Source organism: Parabacteroides sp. PF5-9 (assembly GCF_029893105.1).
Classification (GTDB): Bacteria; Bacteroidota; Bacteroidia; order Bacteroidales; family Tannerellaceae; genus JARXWG01.
On record NZ_JARXWG010000007.1, the window covers coordinates 103,443 to 124,170 of the forward strand.

The 20,728-nt window shown below is 40.8% G+C and carries 15 protein-coding genes; 12 read left to right on the top strand and 3 right to left on the bottom strand.

Features of this window, described 5'->3' with window-relative positions:
• Positions 1 to 310: 310 nt before the first annotated feature.
• Positions 311 to 904, top strand: coding sequence for a DUF6088 family protein (locus M2135_RS05965; protein ID WP_280747696.1), 594 nt, complete (start codon positions 311 to 313; stop codon positions 902 to 904).
• 2 nt (positions 905 to 906) lie between these two features.
• The gene (locus M2135_RS05970) at positions 907 to 1,950 is read left to right on the top strand and encodes a nucleotidyl transferase AbiEii/AbiGii toxin family protein (protein WP_280747697.1); all 1,044 of its coding nucleotides are present in this window, start codon (positions 907 to 909) and stop codon (positions 1,948 to 1,950) included.
• 651 nt (positions 1,951 to 2,601) lie between these two features.
• Here M2135_RS05970 and M2135_RS05975 read toward each other — a convergent pair.
• Positions 2,602 to 3,342 carry a DUF5131 family protein gene (locus tag M2135_RS05975; protein WP_280747698.1) on the bottom strand — a complete coding sequence of 247 codons (741 nt, stop codon included), beginning with the start codon at positions 3,340 to 3,342 and terminating at the stop codon, positions 2,602 to 2,604.
• A 94-nt stretch (positions 3,343 to 3,436) separates the two neighbouring features.
• Between M2135_RS05975 and M2135_RS05980 the strand changes: the two genes are divergently transcribed.
• The 4 genes from M2135_RS05980 to M2135_RS05995 all read left to right on the top strand — a co-directional run bounded on the left by M2135_RS05980 (position 3,437) and on the right by M2135_RS05995 (position 8,490).
• A complete protein-coding gene (locus M2135_RS05980; RefSeq protein WP_280747699.1) occupies positions 3,437 to 4,309 on the top strand; it encodes a helix-turn-helix transcriptional regulator in 873 nt (290 codons plus the stop codon).
• A gap of 116 nt (positions 4,310 to 4,425) precedes the next feature.
• Positions 4,426 to 5,748 (top strand): TolC family protein, encoded by a 1,323-nt coding sequence (locus M2135_RS05985; RefSeq protein WP_280747700.1) that lies wholly within the window; start codon positions 4,426 to 4,428, stop codon positions 5,746 to 5,748.
• A gap of 15 nt (positions 5,749 to 5,763) precedes the next feature.
• Positions 5,764 to 6,846 (top strand): HlyD family secretion protein, encoded by a 1,083-nt coding sequence (locus M2135_RS05990; RefSeq protein WP_280747701.1) that lies wholly within the window; start codon positions 5,764 to 5,766, stop codon positions 6,844 to 6,846.
• 6 nt (positions 6,847 to 6,852) lie between these two features.
• Positions 6,853 to 8,490 carry an MFS transporter gene (locus M2135_RS05995; protein WP_280747702.1) on the top strand — a complete coding sequence of 546 codons (1,638 nt, stop codon included), beginning with the start codon at positions 6,853 to 6,855 and terminating at the stop codon, positions 8,488 to 8,490.
• A 371-nt stretch (positions 8,491 to 8,861) separates the two neighbouring features.
• Here the strand turns inward: M2135_RS05995 and panB are convergent, their stop codons facing one another.
• Entirely contained in the window at positions 8,862 to 9,683 is an 822-nt protein-coding gene (gene panB / locus M2135_RS06000) for a 3-methyl-2-oxobutanoate hydroxymethyltransferase (protein WP_280747703.1), read from the bottom strand.
• Positions 9,684 to 9,840: 157 nt separating this feature from the next.
• Here panB and M2135_RS06005 point away from each other — a divergent pair, with 157 nt between their 5' ends.
• The 4 genes from M2135_RS06005 (at position 9,841) to M2135_RS06020 (ending at position 16,955) form a co-directional block, all read left to right on the top strand.
• Positions 9,841 to 10,758, top strand: a complete 918-nt coding sequence (locus M2135_RS06005; RefSeq protein WP_280747704.1) for a LysR family transcriptional regulator — start codon at positions 9,841 to 9,843, stop codon at positions 10,756 to 10,758.
• Positions 10,759 to 11,157: 399 nt separating this feature from the next.
• The gene (locus M2135_RS06010) at positions 11,158 to 12,498 is read left to right on the top strand and encodes a hypothetical protein (RefSeq protein WP_280747705.1); all 1,341 of its coding nucleotides are present in this window, start codon (positions 11,158 to 11,160) and stop codon (positions 12,496 to 12,498) included.
• A gap of 23 nt (positions 12,499 to 12,521) precedes the next feature.
• Positions 12,522 to 14,912 carry a BACON domain-containing carbohydrate-binding protein gene (locus tag M2135_RS06015; protein WP_280747706.1) on the top strand — a complete coding sequence of 797 codons (2,391 nt, stop codon included), beginning with the start codon at positions 12,522 to 12,524 and terminating at the stop codon, positions 14,910 to 14,912.
• Between the two features lie 18 nt (positions 14,913 to 14,930).
• Complete coding sequence (locus tag M2135_RS06020) at positions 14,931 to 16,955, top strand: T9SS type A sorting domain-containing protein (protein WP_280747707.1); 2,025 nt, start codon at positions 14,931 to 14,933, stop codon at positions 16,953 to 16,955.
• 160 nt (positions 16,956 to 17,115) lie between these two features.
• Here M2135_RS06020 and M2135_RS06025 read toward each other — a convergent pair whose 3' ends face one another.
• Positions 17,116 to 17,733, bottom strand: a complete 618-nt coding sequence (locus M2135_RS06025) for a response regulator (RefSeq protein ID WP_280747708.1) — start codon at positions 17,731 to 17,733, stop codon at positions 17,116 to 17,118.
• Between the two features lie 382 nt (positions 17,734 to 18,115).
• On the opposite strand from M2135_RS06025, the gene M2135_RS06030 reads away from it, so the two are divergent.
• A complete protein-coding gene (locus M2135_RS06030; protein ID WP_280747709.1) occupies positions 18,116 to 19,807 on the top strand; it encodes a CFI-box-CTERM domain-containing protein in 1,692 nt (563 codons plus the stop codon).
• Positions 19,807 to 20,727: a hypothetical protein gene (locus M2135_RS06035; protein ID WP_280747710.1), complete on the top strand. Its 921-nt coding sequence runs from the start codon at positions 19,807 to 19,809 to the stop codon at positions 20,725 to 20,727. Before M2135_RS06030 ends, M2135_RS06035 begins: the two co-directional genes overlap by 1 nt.
• Position 20,728 lies beyond the last annotated feature (1 nt).

Consider the following 20,728-nt stretch of genomic DNA (forward strand, 5'->3'; position numbering starts at 1 on the left):
AGAACAGAAATGCTCTTAATTCATCTCAATACTTTTATTTTGTTTCCATAATGCGCTATTTTTGCTGCATAACAGAAACAAAAAAAGGGCTAATTGCTTTAATTGGGGGGGGGCAGGCAGGTTTAATATGATTCCATCCTTTGCAAAAATAATCACGCTAATAACGAGCAGAACGATGAAAGATAATCATCCTCACTCCCTCCTTTTTTTGTCCGAAAAAAGGCAGTAATTTCAGACAAAATTCAACTCCCCTCTTGTTTTGTCCGAAAAAAAGCAGTAATTTCGGACATAATTTAGTGAAACAAGAAATATGGCACATGTTTTATCCAAGGAAATTAAACACCGCATAATGCAAAACGGAGAGGGAAGACTTTATGTGATAAGTGATTTTGCTGATTTGAATAATGATGCGTTGGTTACTAGGGTCCTATCCCGACTTGAAAATGAAAAATTTCTGATACGTCTCTCGCAAGGCATCTATTTGTATCCAAGCCGTAATCGTTATGGGATACATAAGCCATCTATTGACACAATTGCAAAAACGATTGCCGAAAAAGACAAGGCACGTATTATCCCATCAGGGTTAACTGCGTTGAACGCCTTAGGTCTATCAACTCAAGTTCCAATGAATGCTGTATATTTAACAAATGGCACTCCAAGGTCAATTACAGTGGGTAATCGCAAAATCATTTTTAAGAAAAGCGTTCCCAGAAATTTTGCTTATCAAAGCGAGTTATTTTCTTTAGCTGTATCAGCAATGAAAGAAATCGGCGAAAATAATATTGATGACAATACAATACTAACAATAAAAGAAATACTTGCTAAGGAGCCAAATCAGGAAATGATTAGGCAGGATTTCCTTATAGCACCACAGTGGATTCGCAAGAAATTAAATATAATCTGATTATGGGAACGACGTTAAAACGGAACTGGATATATCTACCTTTAGAAGAAAAGCAAACCATCCTTGCAAATGTAGCAGAAGAAAAAGGTATTGATGATAATGCCGTAGAAAAAGATTTTTGGGTAAGTATGGTGTTGAAAGCCATTTTTGGATTGCCATGCTGTAAAGGAGTGGTTTTTAAGGGTGGAACGAGTCTTAGCAAAGGCTGGGATTTAATAGAGCGATTCTCGGAAGATTGCGATCTTGCCATAGATAGAGCTGCTCTCGGATTTGGAGAGAACCTAAGTAAGAAGGAACGTACTGAATTAAGAAAAGAATCAAAACGATTCGTAGACAACACACTTGTTCCAGAAATAGAAAAAGCATTGGACGCATTGGGGTTATCAGGACATTTTAAGTTGGTAAACCCTGAAACAACAGTATCGGATAAAGACCCTGTTGAGTTTTTCATCGAATATACCTCTATATTGCCTAATAAGAATCCATACATAGCCGAAAGAATTAAGGTTGAAATGAGTTGCCGTTCTCTAATCGAACCATTTGAACCTATTGAAATGCGATCTATGATTGAAGAAGCATACCCGGATGAGCCTTTTAGTGAATCACCGTTTGTTGTGCCAACAGTTTTTCCGGGAAAGACGTTTTTAGAGAAGGTTTTTCTTCTCCATGAAGAATTTAATCGAATAGGAGGCGGTAGAAATATCGATAGACTCACTAGGCATCTTTATGACATAGAGAAGATGATGGATGAAGAATTTGCCATAAAAGCGATGAATGATGAGTTCTTATACTCTCATATTGTTGAACATCGAAGCAAATTTACCGCATGGAGTGGATTTGATTACCAAAGCCACCATCCTTCAACGATTTCTTTCTTGCCGCCGGAACCCTTGGTTGAGACACTTAAGGATGATTATAAAAAGATGCAAGAAGGGTTCATTTATGGAAAGAAGCTATCTTATGATGAACTAATTAAGCGCATTACTATTTTACAAGAACGGTTCAGAAAACTGTCATGCAAAACTTCGTTCTTTAATCCTAAGTGAAAAAAATACAAGTATCAGGCATATATACTTTTTGAATAACCGATACGATATCACCCGCAATAATATACAGACTGTGTATATTATTGCGGATACATTGCTTATATGAAATTCTGTTGGGGCTCTCTTTCCCATTTTTATCCTATCTACAGAACGATAATTGCCATAGTCCATTAGTTTATTGTGTTGTGCTGTCATTAGTTTATTATGCAGAATCCAATGTCTTAGACTGTTAATCAATACATTATAGCACTATTTTAAGATAAGATTTCGAAAGAAGCCTTTATTGTTATAGATATTTTTCCTACCTTTACAACAGAAATCATGCAAATAGCGAGCAGAACGATGAAAAATAATCGTGTGCTAAATCGTGTGAGATTCCAAATTTAAGAAAACATAAAAGGTTGATTATCAATAGAGATATAATAATAGTTCTCTTTCTGGTGGCACCACTTAAGAAGAGTAGCAAAACGAAGCAAATCCCTGAAACATAGACAGTTTCAGGGATTTTTCTTTTTAGGGCAACCCTGTGAAAATGGCAAAAAATGGCCATTTATAGAACATTTCTCTTTGTTCATTCATATGCTTTTTATTTCGGCGAAAAAAAGCAAACGAAATAGCATCTAATGTGCTGATTTGCCGAATTTTGCTAAATCACCTATTAATTCCAGCCTTGCGAGCCTGTGAATGCTGTAATTTGCGATTAATTGTATAAAATCTCCCGTCTTTAATAAACTTGGATCCGGTTTGTTTGAACCAGAATGAGACCTGTTGCTCCATACATAAATTATGTAATTCCATAACCCAGTCGAAATTGCAGGGACGGGCATCGTATCCCGATTCTCCGCCAACCACAACTTGTTCCACCCACGAGCCTATATTATATTGACCAAGGGCTATTCGTTCCAAAAGTGGTTCGCAGATCAGAATTTTGTGTTTGATCGGAGCATCTTTATAAATTGGCAATCGATAGTCTGCACGCTCTTGGTTTTCAATCGTACAGCAGATTGTAATGTTGTCATAACCATCGCCCCAATCGACAGGTAAAGAGACCCGCAAACGATCAATACGTTTAGTTATCATCATAAATTGTAAATCACTTCGCACCCGCATCATCTCCCACGCATCAGCACGCCATTCGTCGGCTTCTTCAACAAAAAAATCGGAGGTAAAGCAGGTATAGACCATCGATCCCGAAGGAATTTTGTATTCACCGTTACGTTTCTTCTGGATGGGAAGATCAAAGTTCTTAGTTTTAGTAATAATAGTACTATCTATACCTCTACGTGAATCACCCCGGTAGACATAGCAATATTGACAACCAGCACTTAGCTTATGACAACCATGCCACAAGTTCCACATTTTCGATTTCGATTCGATAGCGTTTTTAGTCATACTACAAAAATACAGATTTAAAAGAGACTCTAAAAATATTCTCGTTAATAACCTATTATTCAACTAGGGATGTTTTGTTACTTTTGCATTTCATATGCATACAGGAAAAAGGAACATTCATAAAATAGCCTCTCGAGGTCGGGTGTTTACCATCACCGATTTTGTATTGGGTAGTTCATCGGAAAAGGATGAGGTCCAGGAAGGTGATATCTCCATTTATGGAGGTATGGCTATATGTACTTGTACAAAAGGTGCCTTTAGTTTTAGTATCAACGGTAAAAACTACGAACTTAGCCAAGGGCAGGTCTTCACTTTCCTGCCCCGGCAAACGATAAAAGTTATTTCGCGAAGTAGTGATTTCTTCGGTCAGATATTGGTCTTCCCGATTGATTTTATGCCCGATTATCTCTCGCCCATCAATTATGAGGTTGTTTTCCGGATGATTGAAAATCCGGTGTTATCGGTTTCTCCCGAGACGATGCACTCAATCCTCCAAATGCACTCCCTGATTGTAGAGAATTATACGAGTAAAGAAAAAGCGTATAAAGAGGAAATTGTAAAAGCCATGTTATTGGCGGTAGTATTAGAGGTTGGTTCAGAATACGCCAAACATCAGCAAACACGTTTGCCGGCAGTGAAAAACCGCAAGGAGGAATTGACCGAGGAGTTTATTACGCTTCTGCTTACACATTATAAAACAGGGCATCATGTGGCTTTCTATGCTGAGAAAATGTCTATAACGCCCAAATATCTATCGGCTGCCGTAAAAGAGGTGATTGGCCTTGGCGCTCTCGATTGTATCAACGAGGTCGTAATAGCCAAAGTCAAATCATCTCTTAGGAACAGTCAGCGTACCGTATTGCAAATCTCTGAAGAATTTAATTTCCCCAATCCTTCCTTTTTCGGACGCTATTTCAAACAACACACAGGAGTGACTCCGCTTCAATACCGCAGTCACAATCAATAAGGTGAAGAGTATAGAAAACTCACTTTAGAAGGAAAAATCGGACATATTTGTTACCGTAGCGGTCGGTATTATAATCGAAGATCGCAATACCTTTGCCGCTTATATTTTTTGTGGTAATGATGAAAATATTCCTATTATCTATCTTTAGTCTGTTGGCTATCTGTACACATTCTCAAACCGTTTTGACGTTGAAAGACTGTCTGGAGATCGGTATTGAGAACAATCTGTCGTTAGAAGGCCGTCGCAAAATGATACAAAAAAGCAGGTATGGCATATCCGAGAACCGGGCGCGACTATTGCCTCAGATCAACGGCTTTGCCAACTATAATAACAATTTTAATCCTCCGGTTTCGGTAACAGACGGTTCTTCGTATGGTACGCCCTACAATGTGACCCACACTTTGCAATATAATAGCAACGCGGGTCTGCAACTACAAATGCCTCTTTATAACCAGACGCTCTACACCTCGATTTCGATTGCAAAGACGATGGAAGAGATTAATCAGTTATCCTATGAAAAAGCCCGGGAAGACCTTATCGTGCAAATCAGCAAAATGTATTATCTGGGACAGGCTACGGTGGAACAGATTGTGTTGATAAAATCCAACATCGCCCGTTTGCAGGAACTAAAGGATATAGCTTTGGCTTTCTATGATAACGGGATGGCGATGGAGGTCGACATCAAGCGCGTCAATATCAACCTGGAGAACCTGCAGGTGCAATATGACAATTCGCAAGCTATCCTGGAGCAGCAACTCAATATGTTGAAATATATTATCGACTATCCGGCGGAAGAACAGATTACTTTATTACATGTAGATACGGACCATATAATGTCTGTGCCACTTGCCGGTTTACCGGAAAGCCTGTATGAAATCCAACTCCTGCGTTCGCAAAAGCAGTTAGCAGAACAACAAAAAAGTATTATAAATAGCAATTATCTCCCTTCGTTAAACTTGACGGGCAGTTGGATGTATTCAGCCTATACCGATAAGTTCAAAAACTGGTTCCATTCGGGGCCATCCAATCATTGGTATCGCTCCTACGGATTTGGATTGTCTTTGCGCATCCCTCTCTTCGACGGGTTGGAAAAGAAACAGAAAACAAGGCAAGCCCGGATGGATATTGAGAAAATCACTTTGGAGCAGGAAGAGCTACAGAAACACCTCAACACCCAATACCTGAATGCTCAAAACGATATGATGAACAACCTGCGCAACTTCAAACGGCAGAAAGACAACTACCGGGTAGCCGAAGATGTATACGCCGTTACAACGGAACTTTACCGCGAAGGCATCGCTTCGATGATTGAGGTATTGCAAGATGAAATGCAAATGGTGGAAGCACAAAACAACTATATCAATGCGCATTACAATTATCAGGTAGCCAACCTGAGCCTGTTGAAACTGACCGGGCAGATAAATACATTAGTCGAATAAAGAAAAGAAACAGATATGAAAGGTACAACACAAAAAAATACACACCCCGAGAAAGTAAAACGATTGAAGAAGCTACGACGTTGGCAAATCGTAGTTAGTCTGTTGGGCGTTGCGATTATTGCCTGGGGAGTGTTCCAGGTCATCAGCCTCTTCCTGAATTATAAACGCACTGAAACCAGCAATGACGCACAAATAGAGCAGTATATCTCGCCTATAAATCTACGGGCATCGGGTTATATCAAGAAGATCTATTTCACAGAACATCAGTCGGTACAGAAAGGAGATACGCTGCTCGTACTGGATGACAGCGAATACAAAATCCGCGTGATGGAAGCCGAAGCGGCACTGAAAGATGCCGAAGCCGGCGCTACGGTAGTAGGTGCCACTTTACAGACTACACAAAATACCGCTTCGGTCTACGACGCTTCTATCGCCGAGATAGAGATTCGTTTGTCTAAATTACAGAAAGACCTGCAACGCTATAAGAACCTGGTTGCCCGCAACGCTGCTACTCCTATTCAGTTGGAGCAGATAGAGACGGAATATGAAGCGACCCGCAAAAAGCTCGAAGTAGTGAACCGGCAGAAAAAGGCGGCGCTCTCGGGTGTAGACGAAGTGGCCTATCGCCGTAAGAATACCGAAGCGGCTATTCAGCGAGCTACAGCCGCCTTGGAAATGGCAAAACTCAACCTTTCCTATACGGTGGTATTGGCGCCAAGTGATGGAAAACTCGGCCGTCGGGCTTTGGAAGAGGGGCAGTTCATTACAGCCGGACAGACGATTACCTATATCCTGCCCGACGGACAGAAATGGGTCATTGCTAACTACAAAGAAACACAGATCGAAAACCTTGCTCTCGGACAGGAAGTGGAAATTACGGTCGATGCCATCAGCGACCGGACATTTACCGGCAAAATTACTGCCATATCGGGCGCGACCGGTTCCAAATTTTCCTTGGTGCCGACCGATAATTCAGCCGGTAATTTTGTGAAGATACAGCAGCGTATCCCTGTGCGCATCGACTTTACCGACCTGCCGGAAGAAGAGAACGACCGCCTGGCGGCAGGCATGATGGTGGTAGTGAAAGCAAAACTCTAAGAGAAGGTGGCATCTTACCCAAAGAACTATCCATTTTATAATTGGGTACCCAAACCGTTGGGTATCCTTATCTTGTTGTTTCTTTTCCTGCCTATACTCTCTATCGGAGGCGTTTACTCGGTAAATAGTGGTGAGATGATGAGCGGCTTGGGCATTGTGTCGGAACATATACAGTTTGCCAACTTCGTAACCGCTATTGGCATGGCCTCCTTTGCCCCGTTTTTCTATCAACTGGTTCGTATACGCCGGCAAAAGATGATGTGTATTTTCGGCTTCTCACTCATGTACATCTTCAGTTATATATGCGCGAAGACCGACAGCATCTTTCTCCTGGCGCTTTGCAGTCTGTTGATGGGTTTCCTGCGGATGGTATTGATGATGGTGAATCTCTTTACCCTGATTAAATACGCTTTTGGCATGGAGGCCACCCGCAATATCACGCCCGGTATGGAACCGAAAGACGCCGAAGGATGGGACAAGCTCGACACGGAGAAAAGCGCCAGCCAACCTATCATTTACCTTTTCTTTATGATATTCGGACAGCTTGGCACTTCGCTTACCGCCTGGCTCGCCTACGAATACGAATGGCAATATGTCTATTATTTCATGATGGGCTTATTGTTGTTCTCTATCCTGATTGTATTTATCACGATGCCTTATAGGAAATTCTTAGGGCGTTTCCCGATTAACTTTCGCAAGTTTGGCAATGTAGTAGCCTTCTGCATCACACTTATCTGCATCACCTACGTGTTGATTTACGGCAAGACGCTCGACTGGTACGACGACCCGACTATCCGTTGGGCAACAGCTATCGGCATTCTCTCCGCCGGTGTGTTCCTCTATTTAGACGGGCGCAGGCATTTTCCTTATTTCCTTTTGAGTGTTTTCCGGTTACGGACAATCCGCGTGGGCATTATGCTCTACCTGATGCTGATGATAGTAAACTCAAGTGCCATGTTTGTCAATGTATTTGCCAACGTGGGCATGAAAATCGATAACTACCAGAATGCCACTTTGGGTAATTGGAGCATTGCTGGTTACGTAATCGGTGCTATTATTTCTATTATACTTGGTTCAAAGAATGTACACTTTAAGTATCGGTTTGCACTCGGCTTCTTTATTATCGGGCTGTCGTCGGTCTTTATGTACTTCGAAGTGCAGAGCGCAGGCCTGTACGAGCGCATGAAGTATCCGGTCATCATACGTTCTGCCGGCATGATGATTCTCTACGCGCTGACGGCGGTTTATGCCAACCAGCGAATGCCTTTCCATTATCTTTCGACCTGGATTTGCATTATGCTCACCGTGCGTATGGTACTGGGTCCGGGTATCGGTACGGCTGTTTACACCAACCTCTTGCAAGAGCGTCAGCAGCACTACGTCACCCGCTACGCGCAAAATGTAGATATCATCAACCCCGACGCTTCCGCCTCTTATAGGCAGACATTGCAGGGAATGCGCTATCAGGGCAAAAGCGTTACGGAAGCCGAACATATGGCGGCACTCTCAACGAAAGGCCGCGTTCAGGTGCAGGCAACACTCTCGGCATTGAAAGAAATGTCGGGTTGGACAATCTATGCTTGTCTCTTTTGTATGGGGGTTGTATTATTTATGCCATATCCCAAGCGAAGATTGAAAACGTAGTTTTAACCGTTAACTCATCTGTTTTATCTGAATAACCTCCCTGTTTTTTCCAATAGGAGCAGTATTTTCTTTTCCTTTATTTAATCGTCTACCAGTTGGTAGACGATCGGGCAACAGTTGGTAGACGATAGTGACCCAATTGGTAGACGATAGTGCACCAACTGGTAGACGATTAATCTAAGAGAGAGAAATCACTCACCCATTGAGAAGAAATACTGAGATGAATCTATTAAAACAAATAGAGGGAGGTGTACTGCCTATAATCAAACGTGCGTTCGATATAAGAAAAAAGTATTTAATCCGAAGAAAAGGTGAAGATAAATCTTTATATTGAGTTCACATTCATCAAAATAAATAAGTTTTACTGTTCATTAATACTGCTCATCCTTGTTGGGGAAGGTCACTTGTTTGACATCTGAAATATAACTGCCTACTCCCTCAACGATTCGGGTATGCAGGTTTTCATACTTACGAAGGAATTTAGGATTAAATCCTTTGGTCATACCAAGCATATCCTGCACAACAAGAACCTGTCCATCCACTTCGCTACCTGCACCAATACCAATGATCGGAATACGAAGTTCACGACTGACCTCTGCGGCCAGTTGAGCAGGTATTTTTTCAAGAGTAATACCAAAACATCCGGCTTCTTCCAATAGACGCGCATCACTCAACAGTTTTTGAGCCTCTGCTTCGTCTTTACCGCGCACCCCGAAGGTTCCGAACTTATTGATCGATTGAGGGGTTAATCCTAAGTGTCCCATTACAGGAATTCCTGCTTCAATGATTTTCTTCACGCTATCAATGATTTCTACTCCTCCTTCCAGTTTCAATGCATCACAGCCACTCTCCTGCATAATGCGGATAGCATTTTTAACCCCTTCGGTCGGATTGACCTGATACGTGCCGAAAGGCATATCGCAAACAACCAGTGCCCGTTTGACCGCCCTTACCACCGAACTGGCGTGATAAATCATCCGATCGATTGTCATAGGTACAGTCGTTGTATATCCGGCCATCACGTTAGCTGCCGAATCACCGATCAGTATCGCATCTAAGCCTGCCTCGTCCAATATCCCCGCCATCGTATAATCATAAGCCGTCAGCATCGCGATTTTTTCACCTTTGTTTTTCATTTCCTGTAAACGCAACGTTGTCACTTTACGGCTATCTTCCACTAAATATCCTGCCATTTCTGTTTTTTTTGAATTAAGGAGGCAAAGCTAACCCGCCTATAGAACATAATTAATACTTTTCTAATGGGAATTAACTATCAGTTAATCGTTTTTACCTATCAACAAAGAGGATTCATTCAAAATATCCATACCTTTGGCATCAAATCGGGTAAACATGGATATCAGACAATTAAATTACTTTATCAAAGCAGCTGAGTTTCAAAATTTCACAAAAGCATCTAAAGCAGCATGTATTGCTGAGAGTTCACTATCGGTACAGATCAAACAACTGGAAACAGAATTAGGTGTAGAACTATTTATTCGGGAGAAAAAACGGGTCACCCTCTCTGAAGCCGGGAAAAAACTACTGCCTCATGCCCGAATGGTGATTGCAGATATCAAGGAGGCAGCAACAGCGGTACAAGATATAAACGAAATGCGAAGTGGCTCGTTGCGTATTGGAGGTATATTCAGTTTATGTTCCCTGTTGACAGATACGCTGGTTCCTTTTTCTATAAAATACCCTTCGATTCATGTAAAGATTGTGAGTAAATCCGGCAAACGTCTGTTTGAAATGCTCCATGCGAACGAGTTGGATTTTGTGTTGACTTTCGATTCACCTGTCAGAGACCCTCGTTTAGACCGAATAGAACTTTTTGAATCACCGCTGACCGTTATCGCACATAAAGATCATCCAATCGCCAAATACGATCAGATCTCATTAGATGCACTAACGGAGTATCCATTAGCTTTGCCCGAAAGCGGCATGCATGTCAGAGATATTTTAGAAGAAAGATTTCCGGAGATCATACAAACGCTGAACACACAATTAGAATTAAATGATGTCAATATCCTTTATCAGCTTGTGTGTACAAAACACTGGATTTCTATTATGCCTCGATCTATACAGAAAGATCATAACAGGATCAAAGCAATCAAATTATCCGAAAAAAACACCAATATGACCGCTGCTGTCTATTGGAAAAAAGGAGGATATCGAAAGAAAACAGTAGAAGTCTTTATGAAAATGTTTGAAGATCACTTAAACGATAGCGCTGTTCTCTACAGATACCGCAACGAAATTTTTGAATAAAAGAGCGGCTTTAACAAACGAACTTTTCCAACTATTGATTTACGTTATTTACAAAAAGAAGAATTCTACTTTTTGTAAAACTCTTTTTTTACTAAAAAAAACAGCAGATTTGTCTTATTTTTTTACGCACAAGACAAGAAATATAGACATGTGACATAACGTTGTCTTTTTTTTCTGAAAACAAAAAAAACACCCACTAAACGCGCAAAAGTTGTTTTTACACTAACCAATTGATTCTCTAATTTTGTATCGTGTTTCATTTCAGTACAATTCACAACAAACTTTGTAAAGAAGATAGTACAAAAAGAGAATACCGTTTTCATAAAAATTGAGGAGAAGTTACAAATAAAACTGCGCCTGTTCTTTAAAAGGACAGCATACGTTCGACAAAAAGAGTTCATGAAAAATTTATTACAGCAGATATACCGGGGATTATTATTACTCTTTTCATGCGCAAGTATTGTTTCTTGCACATCTGAAGAGATACCTATCAAAGAATCAAACGATAAGGAAGTTCTCTTGGAACTCCCTATGACTCGTTCCGGAGACGAAAACGAAAATCGCATCGCAAATGCCCGTTTGATCATTTTCAAAACATCCGGCAACAACAGACTGGTTCTCAACCGATATAAAAGTGGATCAGACATCACCTTCTCCGAATTAGTACCAGTCGGAAATCTGGATATATTCATTGTCACGAATGAAAAAGCCGCATGGGCGCTGGATAATATCAGTTCAGCTTACGAACTCAAACAAAAAGTCATTGATTATTCGGCATACCCGGCTGTAGATTCCCAGACACCGATTCCGATGTTTGCTGCATATCAAAATGTATATGTCAATCCATCCGGTGACATCTATAAAGATGGCAACTCTTTATTTATAGATAATGTAATGGGACGAGTTTCGCGGCTTTATTCAAAGGTGACTATTCATATGGCCTGTGTCTTTGAAAATGCAATTGATATCGCCAATCCATTTGAAGTGAAAAGCGTTTCGATCAAACACCTGCCTAAAAAATCGTATTTATCGCCCGCTCCTTATACAGGGACAGAGACTACCGATTTTTTTAATGGAGCCAACGCCCCGCAGAGTGATTATACTCCGATCCTGAATGGCGCTGTTCAGACAGGTTTCAGCGGTAGTTCTTCCTTTTATATACCGGAATATGTTGTGAACGATATCAACCTGTATAGCTATGTCTCGATCGTCTTCTGCCGAAAAAATAATCCGGCGATCGAACAAGAATACAAATTGGTATTGGGCGACGGACTGAAAGAGCACTCCAACGCCTATATGCTTCATTCACCCGACAGAACAGCTGCCGATTTGACCATCAATCGCAATACGGAATACATCTTTAATGTGATTGTCAAAGGTTTTGGTGGTTACGGTGAAGAAGATATGGATATAAATGCCCATGTGCTCACCTGGAAAGGAGTAGACATTTATAAAGATTATACCCAATATACATTTACTGTTTCTCAGAATACATTCAGAATTCCGGCAACGCAATTGCCGCATACTGCATTATTGTACATCTATACCAATTTCCCCAATGGCTGGGATGCACGATTCGAAAACCCTTCGGGTCACTTACAATTCCCGAACTATACTCCAGGATTTTCGATGTTTTCCGGCTTTTTACTCTTTAATGTGACAGGGGCTATCGCTTCACCGGAAACAATCATAATCAACAGTGGAAATATTACAAAGAAAATAACTGTTAGTACATATTAACGAAAACAAAAAGAAATCAAAAGATGAAAAAATGGTGGATATATGTAATGATCCTTTGTTTGATCGCATGTACTAAAGAGGAAAAGGAGCCTACGCCTCCTTTGGTTGGTCCTTTAGAAATCGCCTTAAAAATCAAATTTCCCAAAAGTCAGTCACTCTATTCCAGAGGACTGACAACAGTTGAAGAAAACCGTATTGAAACACTTCAGATCTTTGCTTTCACCAACGGAGGTACCGACAATCAGCTCGATGATAAATTTGCGTATAAGATTGATGTATACTCCGGGATTCAAGCAATCGGAGAAGAGATCAAACAGGTCAATGTCGCCTTAAGAATGCTGGAAAAACGACAACGGCTGGTTTTAGTCGCCAATCCTCCTGCCGGCATATCGATCGAACCCACTGTTGGCACAACGATGCGTGATATTTTCACTCCCATCCAATTCTCTGCATCTCCCTGGCGGACAGAAGAGATTTCCGATTTTCCGGCTTTTCCGATGTGGGGGCAGATGAAAGATTCCATATTAATCATGCCGGACTCCAACGAATTACCCAATACGCCTATAGAGATCAATATGTTTCGTACTATGGCTAAGGTTAATATCGGAGTCGATACTCAAAATTTCTCTTCGACATTGTCCAACGATTTCAAACTCGAAACCGTTTATGTCTGCAACGCCAGTGAATCCAGCTATCTGACTCCCCATTCAGACTATATGAGCGGTTCAAACATCAATCAATTGGAAATAGATAAAACAAGGCCTACAGCAAATAAATTCGCAGAACAATCATACGCCGTATCTTCCCCTTACAGAAGATTAGACAACACGATCTACATCCCTGAATCAGACATTTTATCCGAATCCAACGAACCTGCTTTTTTAGTTGTAAAAGGAAGTTATAAAAATAAACCGGGCTTTTATCGGATCGATTTTGTCAGATACACCCATTTCTACCCGATATTACGTAATCACGAATACAATATCAATATCATAGGAGTTAATACAGGCGGTTATTCCACGCTGCAAGAAGCCAAAAACGCCCCACCCTCAGAAGACAGTTTCTCCCTTATCATCGACGAAACAAATGCTGTTTTGAATGAGTTCACATATAACAACGACTATATGCTGGGAGTAGATATAAGCGAAGTGCTTTTCGACTGGGACAAACAACTGGTAAGTTCGGTAAACAACAAGATACTCGAACAATCCATCCATTTGTTTACCACTTATACCCAATGGTCGGCAACCATCGAAAACGGAGCGACCTGGCTCACTCTTGTAGACGGATCGACCGAAACGTCCGAAATATCAGACAAAGACCAACCGTCGAACACCCTTTCGACCTTTAAGATCCGTATGAAAGAAGAAAATCTGACCGGCAAAGAACGATCTGCTAAAATCACGTTAAAAGCCGGATTACTCAATATTCAAATCAATGTCAGACAAAGCGGAGGAGCCAACGCTTATCTTATGCGATTCGAACCGGGAGCCAATAAGGCGACTATTAGAATTCCTCTGGCTTATATACGCGAGGCCTTACGACAAACCACTCAGACCATTCCGGATATGAGTGATTTGAATGCGAAAGTCATATGGCATGAAATTAAAGAAAGTTTTCCGGTCACGTTTAGTGCTACACTCAGTGGAACCGAATACATAGAGGTAACCGCCAACGCCACTAACGGCATCTATAACGGAAATGCCTTAATTGCCCTTGTCAAAGGAACAGGCATCGGCATGGTGGGGAGTGGCGATCCGCAAAAAATAGTATGGAGCTCACATGTATGGAGTATGCAAAATAAAGGCACAGATAATCTCGATTATGATTTTCACAATCCGAATCAAGAACGTTTCATGCCGACTATACTGGGTAAACATGCTACAAACAAAGGGATGTTTTATCAATGGGGCAGAAAAGATCCGTTCCCTGCATATCCGAATGATGTGACGCCAAGAGTCATTTCGACCGTTCCGGTGTCAGCGTCGAACACTTTAATCGATGCCATTCAACATCCGACCATATTCTACTCTTCGCATTCCGACATTCACGACTGGGCTGGTAGTTTGTCTAACAAGGATTTATGGCATACAACTCAAAAGACCTACTACGACCCCTGCCCTACCGGATGGCGTGTTCCTGAACGAAACGAAAGTAACCACTACTGGCATATTCCTACCGAAGGCAACATCTTCCTGAACGGTTTTATAAATGGGACTACCGGAGAATGGAAAGCCAAAGACTCCTTTCATTTCGGTTATCTTTGGACGGCAACGGCAAGTATGCTTCCCGATCATACCCCTGTCCTTTGTATCGATAACACCGGAAATATTGACGTAACAGCCTACTCCTCTCGCGTTGTGGGACATTCGATCCGCTGCATCAAAGACATTACATTGGTAAAAAACAAATAATAAAAGAGGCCATTCAACATGGAAATACGAAAATTCATCTGTGCTCATTTGCTATTAGTTTGTACACTATCACTACAAGCGGATGGGTTATATAATGCCGGAAACATGTATGTCGGAGGTCTGGTTAATAGTGCTGTCCTATATATTAAAGGTGATTTAACGGCAGGAGGCAACTCCCAGATCATGCATCCCGGTAAAACAATCCTGACCGGCAACCTGATTAATAATGTGACACATACAAACTCATTTGTGTTTAATGATTCGCCCAATGGACGCAGTGGTCTTTTTGTCTTTCAGGGAACAACGCCACAACGGATCTATGGGAGTGCCAACAAATCGACCAATCCGGTCAAATTTCCCCATACAGTCATTCTAAATAATCTACACAATATAAACCCATCTTTAACTGTTGATCCGGATATGAGTATCAATCTCAAGGATATGACATTTATTCAGGGACGTCTCATTCTGGATTCAAAAACTGCAGACGACAAAACGGTTGTAGCTCATCTCTGGCTGGAAGATAATGCAGCAACCATCAACAACAACCTTGATCAACCTCGGATACAGGTTAATCTGAACATAGGCGCACATTTAGATCTCGGACGTCTGATCGGATTCACCCCTCCCTTTGAAGTACTTCACGCCGACTATTTTTTCTATAATTTCCTCTCCGTACCTGCCGAAACAGATTTATTCAATGGGTCAAACAACGATTTGTGGATCACAGATCCTTTAAGGGGCTTAACAGGAGGAACTGGCTATATTCTTGGACAAGGGCTTGTACCTTTTTCCAATACCATGTATTACTTAAGCAGTATTGATCAAAGATGGAAAACGTCACCCAACAATGCGAAATTTAGTGATGTTATCAATGATAAATTTATGTTTGGACGATATTCTGCCCCTGCTTCATTTAAAGCGATATTGGCCAATGAAGGCATCGATGGGTACACCGGAGAAAAACTCATTAATAATGATGTATCAATTACTTTGAATAATGGTTACAACTATTTGGGAAACCCGTTTACCGTCCCGTTGGATTTAACCGACTTACTGGGTAACAACCGGAACGAATGGGGACTTGCAACCGGACACAATGTGAAGAGAAACTACTATATATTAGCCCCAAACAGTACGGGACATAGCACCGACGGAGTACAATTCACCTTCACGGCCAGTTATCTGGTGGGACAAAAAGAAGGAAGTACCACAGACCTCTACGCCAACAATAACCTGATCGCCCCAATGCAAATGTTTGTACTGAAAAATGAAGGAGGTCAAATTCATTCATTCAAAATACCACGCTCCAGAAGAAGCCACGGTGATGTCTCGTTTCTTCGCAGTTCAAAAAATGAATTCACCGAATCCGTCGACGAACTATTGATCGAAACCCGCGATACACAAACCGGAGGCTTCGACCGCCTATGTATCGTCTTTCGCGATAACGCCGATGCAAAAGCGACCGATAGGTATGATACGGAGAAACTGTTCAATAACACCGGTGGCGTCAACCAGATATATACCCGTTCGGCTGATGGAAAAAAACTGACAACAAATGTCGTTCAACCCACAGAGAAAAAACTGACAATGTATTTTGAACCACCTCTGGAAACCCAGAAAATCGAATTGGATGCGTACAGACTGAATAGTTTACACGCGATAAATCAGGTCGTACTTGAAGATAGACAAACCGGCAACCAAACAGATCTGACCAGAAATCCACGGTATACATTCTATGCCAATCCTGCTGATCGAATCGACCGGTTCGTATTGCATTTCTCCTCCTCCATCGATCAGAATGACCGCATCAACCAATCCGTATTAAATGCACATTATCACGAAGGAATTATTGCTATTCAAGGCTTAGAGAGCAATGATCTCGGAAAAGAAATTTCATTATATAATATGCAAGGACAGTTATTACACGTCACAAAAATAACAGAGACACCTTCTTATAATATAAACATGCCATTGCAAACTGGTCTATATCTCCTTAAAATAAGAGACAGAAAAGAAACCATTAAACTCCCTGTTAACTAAACAAATGCCTATTTATTAAAACCGAACAAACAGAGACACAAGTAATTTACATGTTTTTACATACGTAATTATACTGTTTATTCAAACAATTAAAAGTTCTGACTTGTGAAAGCCGGAACTTTTTTCATCTATATATAAGAAGGAATAAAACCACCGAACATTATAAAACTATTTTCCCATCTTTCACCATATTAACAAGTTCTATGGCATTTTTAGCACCGATTTTCTGAAGTCCGCTTTTCCGATAACCATTCACCGTTTCTGTTGTAATAAACAACTGTTCCCCGATATCACGGCTTCTATACCCTTCGACAACCAATTTTAAAACCTGTTTTTCACGAGGAGTCAGCCGAAACCTCTGATCCGCTACCCTCTTTTGCATCAAGATCTTCACCTCAGTAGAGAGAAAAATCTCTCCTTCCATGACTTTCTCCAAACCGATCAACACCTCCTCCGTCAATTCACTTTTTAAGATATAACCAGCAACACCAGCATTCAACACCGTTTTAATGATCGAATATTCATTATGAGTAGATAATATCAATATTTTCTGCTCCGGATATTTCTGTATGATTTCCTGACAAAAGTCAACCCCGCTACCATCCGGCAAAATTAAGTCCAATAAAAGAATATCGGGACGTCTTATCGTTAATGTTTTCTTGCATTCCGTTAATGTATAAGAGACATCGCAAATCTCTGCTTTCCCAGAATTACGGATAGACAGACATAACCATTCCACCAACATTTTATGATCTTCCACAATATGTACACTTACCATAACGCTTCTTGTTTTTATCTATATTTTTAAAGACAGGGTTCTTTTACACACACGATTCAAATAGAAAACCGGATCTTATATGTCCATTTTTTAGAGACACGTAGGTCTGTTTTCTGTTAGAGGTACGTCTAAATGAAATTAGAGGTACCTCTAAAACGATTTACACCTACCTCTAAATGATTTTAGACGTACCTCTAACAGAAAAATACAAAGTTAAAGTTACAAAAGCATCTACGCCACCCCACTTATAGGGTATTATCATTCTTTTTTTTAGTAAAAAACATTACCCACAAAAACCCCCATTAATGGGGTATGAAATCAACTCCTCTTCCTTTACTTTTGTTGCATATCTGCAATAACAACGTGTGTAACCTATACTTAGATGAAACAAATACATGAAAACCCATATCGGATAGCAGGACTTCTTGCCAACTCAACCGAAAGAGAACTCCAAAAACAAAAGGCGAAAATCACACGCTATATCAGTGTCGGTCGGGTGGTTGATTCGGAGTATGATTTTTCTTTTCTGCGGCAGATCGATCGTTCGGAAAGTGTGATCAACAAGGCCTTTTCGGGTATTGAGCAGAATCAGGATAGAGTAATGCATGCGCTTTTCTGGTTCCTGAAAGTCAATCCGTTTGACGAGACCGCTATCAATCATCTGATCAACGGACATAAAGAAAAAGCGATAGAGATCTGGGAGAAAGTGACCGCCGGTAAAGGGGTTTCGCCGAAAAACTTTTCGTGTATCAGTAATCTGGCTACATTGAAGTTATTGGGAGGATCTAAAACTGAAATTCAACAAGGACTCGAAGCCAAGATTATGTTGATCGAGTCAGACTGTTTCCAAGCGTTTATACAGACTGTAGCCGATGAGACCTATTCGGAAAAAACGGAAAAACAGATCGAAAAATTTATCAGTGAGGTTTTACCTCATCTCAAAAAGAAATACTCCGATGCGGGAACGCTTCAACTGTTCAAAAATTGTAATGGTTCATGCAAGCAATTCCTGACCCAGAAGTTTTCAGACGAACCGATCCATAAAATAGAGGCGCAACTCGAAAAAGTCAAACAGGGAAGAAGAGAGAACAAAGCCGGATTATACAAATTGGGGAAAAAACTGATCGCAGATTGTAAAAGCGATTTAAACACATTAAAATCGGTATTGGGGCAAGACAACCTGACCTACAAAGTGATTTCAGACAATCTGGCCAAAGAGATCCTGCAATGTGGTATTGATTATTTCAATGAGATGATCAAACAGAGTAATCCGGCCAAAGAAAGTTTGGAACTATTGGAATATGCTCTCTCGATCACCCAAAATACCCAGACACGTCAACGGATAGAGGAGAACATAAAGGTGATGAAAAATAGTGAAGTCGAATCGGCTGTCGAAAGTGAGATTAATTTCATTACCCAACAATTAAATCAACTGCAAAACAGTTCATTCAGTATCTCTAAAGCAAAAAATTTCGTAAATGCCTGTAAGCCCAAACTAAATACCCTGAAATCGAGTTTAGGAGCCAACAATGAAGTGTATCTCACCATCAGTGGAGCCATTGCTAATAACGCTCAGGGAGCACTCATACAGGTGGTCAATGAAGCCCAGAATGACTTCACAAACCGCATGACATACGATCGGTTTGGTGCACTTAATACACTTAAAAGTATTATTGTTGAGGCTGTCGATGTATCTACCCTTATCGGAACATTGGATATGCCTACCGACATACGGACAAGATATAAAGAGAATCACAATGCATTAATGCAACTGGCTGGACAACTGGCCTCCATACCCACCGGAGGAGGAGGTTATAGTTCTGCTGGTGGAAGCAGCGGCAAAAAAGGATGCTACATTGCCACCATGGCATACGGAAGTTATGAACATCCACAGGTTATCGAGTTAAGACGTTTCAGGGATGATTTTTTGAGTAAAAGTATTGCCGGACGTCTCTTTATCCGTACCTACTATAAATACTCACCGGCTTTGGTTGAGAAGTTAAAAGAGAAAGAACAAATAAACCGCATCATACGTACCCTGTTAAATTCATTTATAAAATTAATCCGATCATAATGAAGAAAGTTATACTTGCAGCATTTATTTGCAGTACCTCCATTTTGTTTGCTCAACAATCGACGGAAAATACACTTATCGAAAAAATCCCCGGTATTCAACAGCACATAGAGCAGCTGACTTCTGAAGTAAACAGTCAGAAAGTTTTAATAGAGAAACAACGAAATACAATCAAAGAACTGCAACAAAACACGGGCAAGCTTGAAGAACAGATCAAGCAATTAAACCTGTTTGTTGAACAAAACAAGCAACAGATCAGCGGTGTATCCAACAATCTGGAGAAACAGATTAAAGAGTCTGAAGAGAAAGCAACACAATCCATTTCTCAACTGGGAGGAGATCTTCAGAAAAACCGACTCTACTGGATCATTGCCACACTGGCGATTCTTTTACTGGGGACACTCATGTATTTTTTCCTGAAAAAACACATCAAGTCATCACAAGATGATGTAGAGACACAAATCAGAAACACCAAAAAATCATTGGATGATGAGGGGTTGAGGTTAGACAACAAATTGATAGAGGTGTTGGAGTCGCAATTGAAAGTGCAACAGGAAGAGTCGAAAGGAGGTACAACTTCCGGCACTAAAAACATCGACCACTCCTTAGCGCTCAAAGTCGCCGATGAAATAGCACGTATGCAGAAAAATATTTCACGCATGGATGACGACACCAAAGGGTTGAAACCGTTGGAAAAAGGGATCGAACGTATCCAGGCCAACTTTGCGGCAAATGGCTATGAAATGGTCAACTTATTGAATGTCGATTACGATGAACGAATGAATATTGATGTGATCAATTTCATTGAAAACGATTCGCTTCCTGAGGGTAAAAAGATGATCACCAAAATTATCAAACCACAGGTGAATTACAATGGCATTTTAATTCAGAGAGCACAGGTAGAAGTATCACAAAATTAAA

Excerpts from the sequence above, each read along its gene's own strand:
- M2135_RS05965 (WP_280747696.1), top strand. The coding sequence starts at position 311 with ATGGCACATGTTTTATCCAAGGAAATTAAACACCGCATAATGCAAAAC.
- M2135_RS05970 (WP_280747697.1), top strand. The coding sequence starts at position 907 with ATGGGAACGACGTTAAAACGGAACTGGATATATCTACCTTTAGAAGAA.
- M2135_RS05975 (WP_280747698.1), bottom strand. The coding sequence starts at position 3,342 with ATGACTAAAAACGCTATCGAATCGAAATCGAAAATGTGGAACTTGTGG.
- M2135_RS05980 (WP_280747699.1), top strand. The coding sequence starts at position 3,437 with ATGCATACAGGAAAAAGGAACATTCATAAAATAGCCTCTCGAGGTCGG.
- M2135_RS05985 (WP_280747700.1), top strand. The coding sequence starts at position 4,426 with ATGATGAAAATATTCCTATTATCTATCTTTAGTCTGTTGGCTATCTGT.
- M2135_RS05990 (WP_280747701.1), top strand. The coding sequence starts at position 5,764 with ATGAAAGGTACAACACAAAAAAATACACACCCCGAGAAAGTAAAACGA.
- panB (WP_280747703.1), bottom strand. The coding sequence starts at position 9,683 with ATGGCAGGATATTTAGTGGAAGATAGCCGTAAAGTGACAACGTTGCGT.
- M2135_RS06005 (WP_280747704.1), top strand. The coding sequence starts at position 9,841 with ATGGATATCAGACAATTAAATTACTTTATCAAAGCAGCTGAGTTTCAA.
- M2135_RS06010 (WP_280747705.1), top strand. The coding sequence starts at position 11,158 with ATGAAAAATTTATTACAGCAGATATACCGGGGATTATTATTACTCTTT.
- M2135_RS06015 (WP_280747706.1), top strand. The coding sequence starts at position 12,522 with ATGAAAAAATGGTGGATATATGTAATGATCCTTTGTTTGATCGCATGT.
- M2135_RS06020 (WP_280747707.1), top strand. The coding sequence starts at position 14,931 with ATGGAAATACGAAAATTCATCTGTGCTCATTTGCTATTAGTTTGTACA.
- M2135_RS06025 (WP_280747708.1), bottom strand. The coding sequence starts at position 17,733 with ATGGTAAGTGTACATATTGTGGAAGATCATAAAATGTTGGTGGAATGG.
- M2135_RS06030 (WP_280747709.1), top strand. The coding sequence starts at position 18,116 with ATGAAACAAATACATGAAAACCCATATCGGATAGCAGGACTTCTTGCC.
- M2135_RS06035 (WP_280747710.1), top strand. The coding sequence starts at position 19,807 with ATGAAGAAAGTTATACTTGCAGCATTTATTTGCAGTACCTCCATTTTG.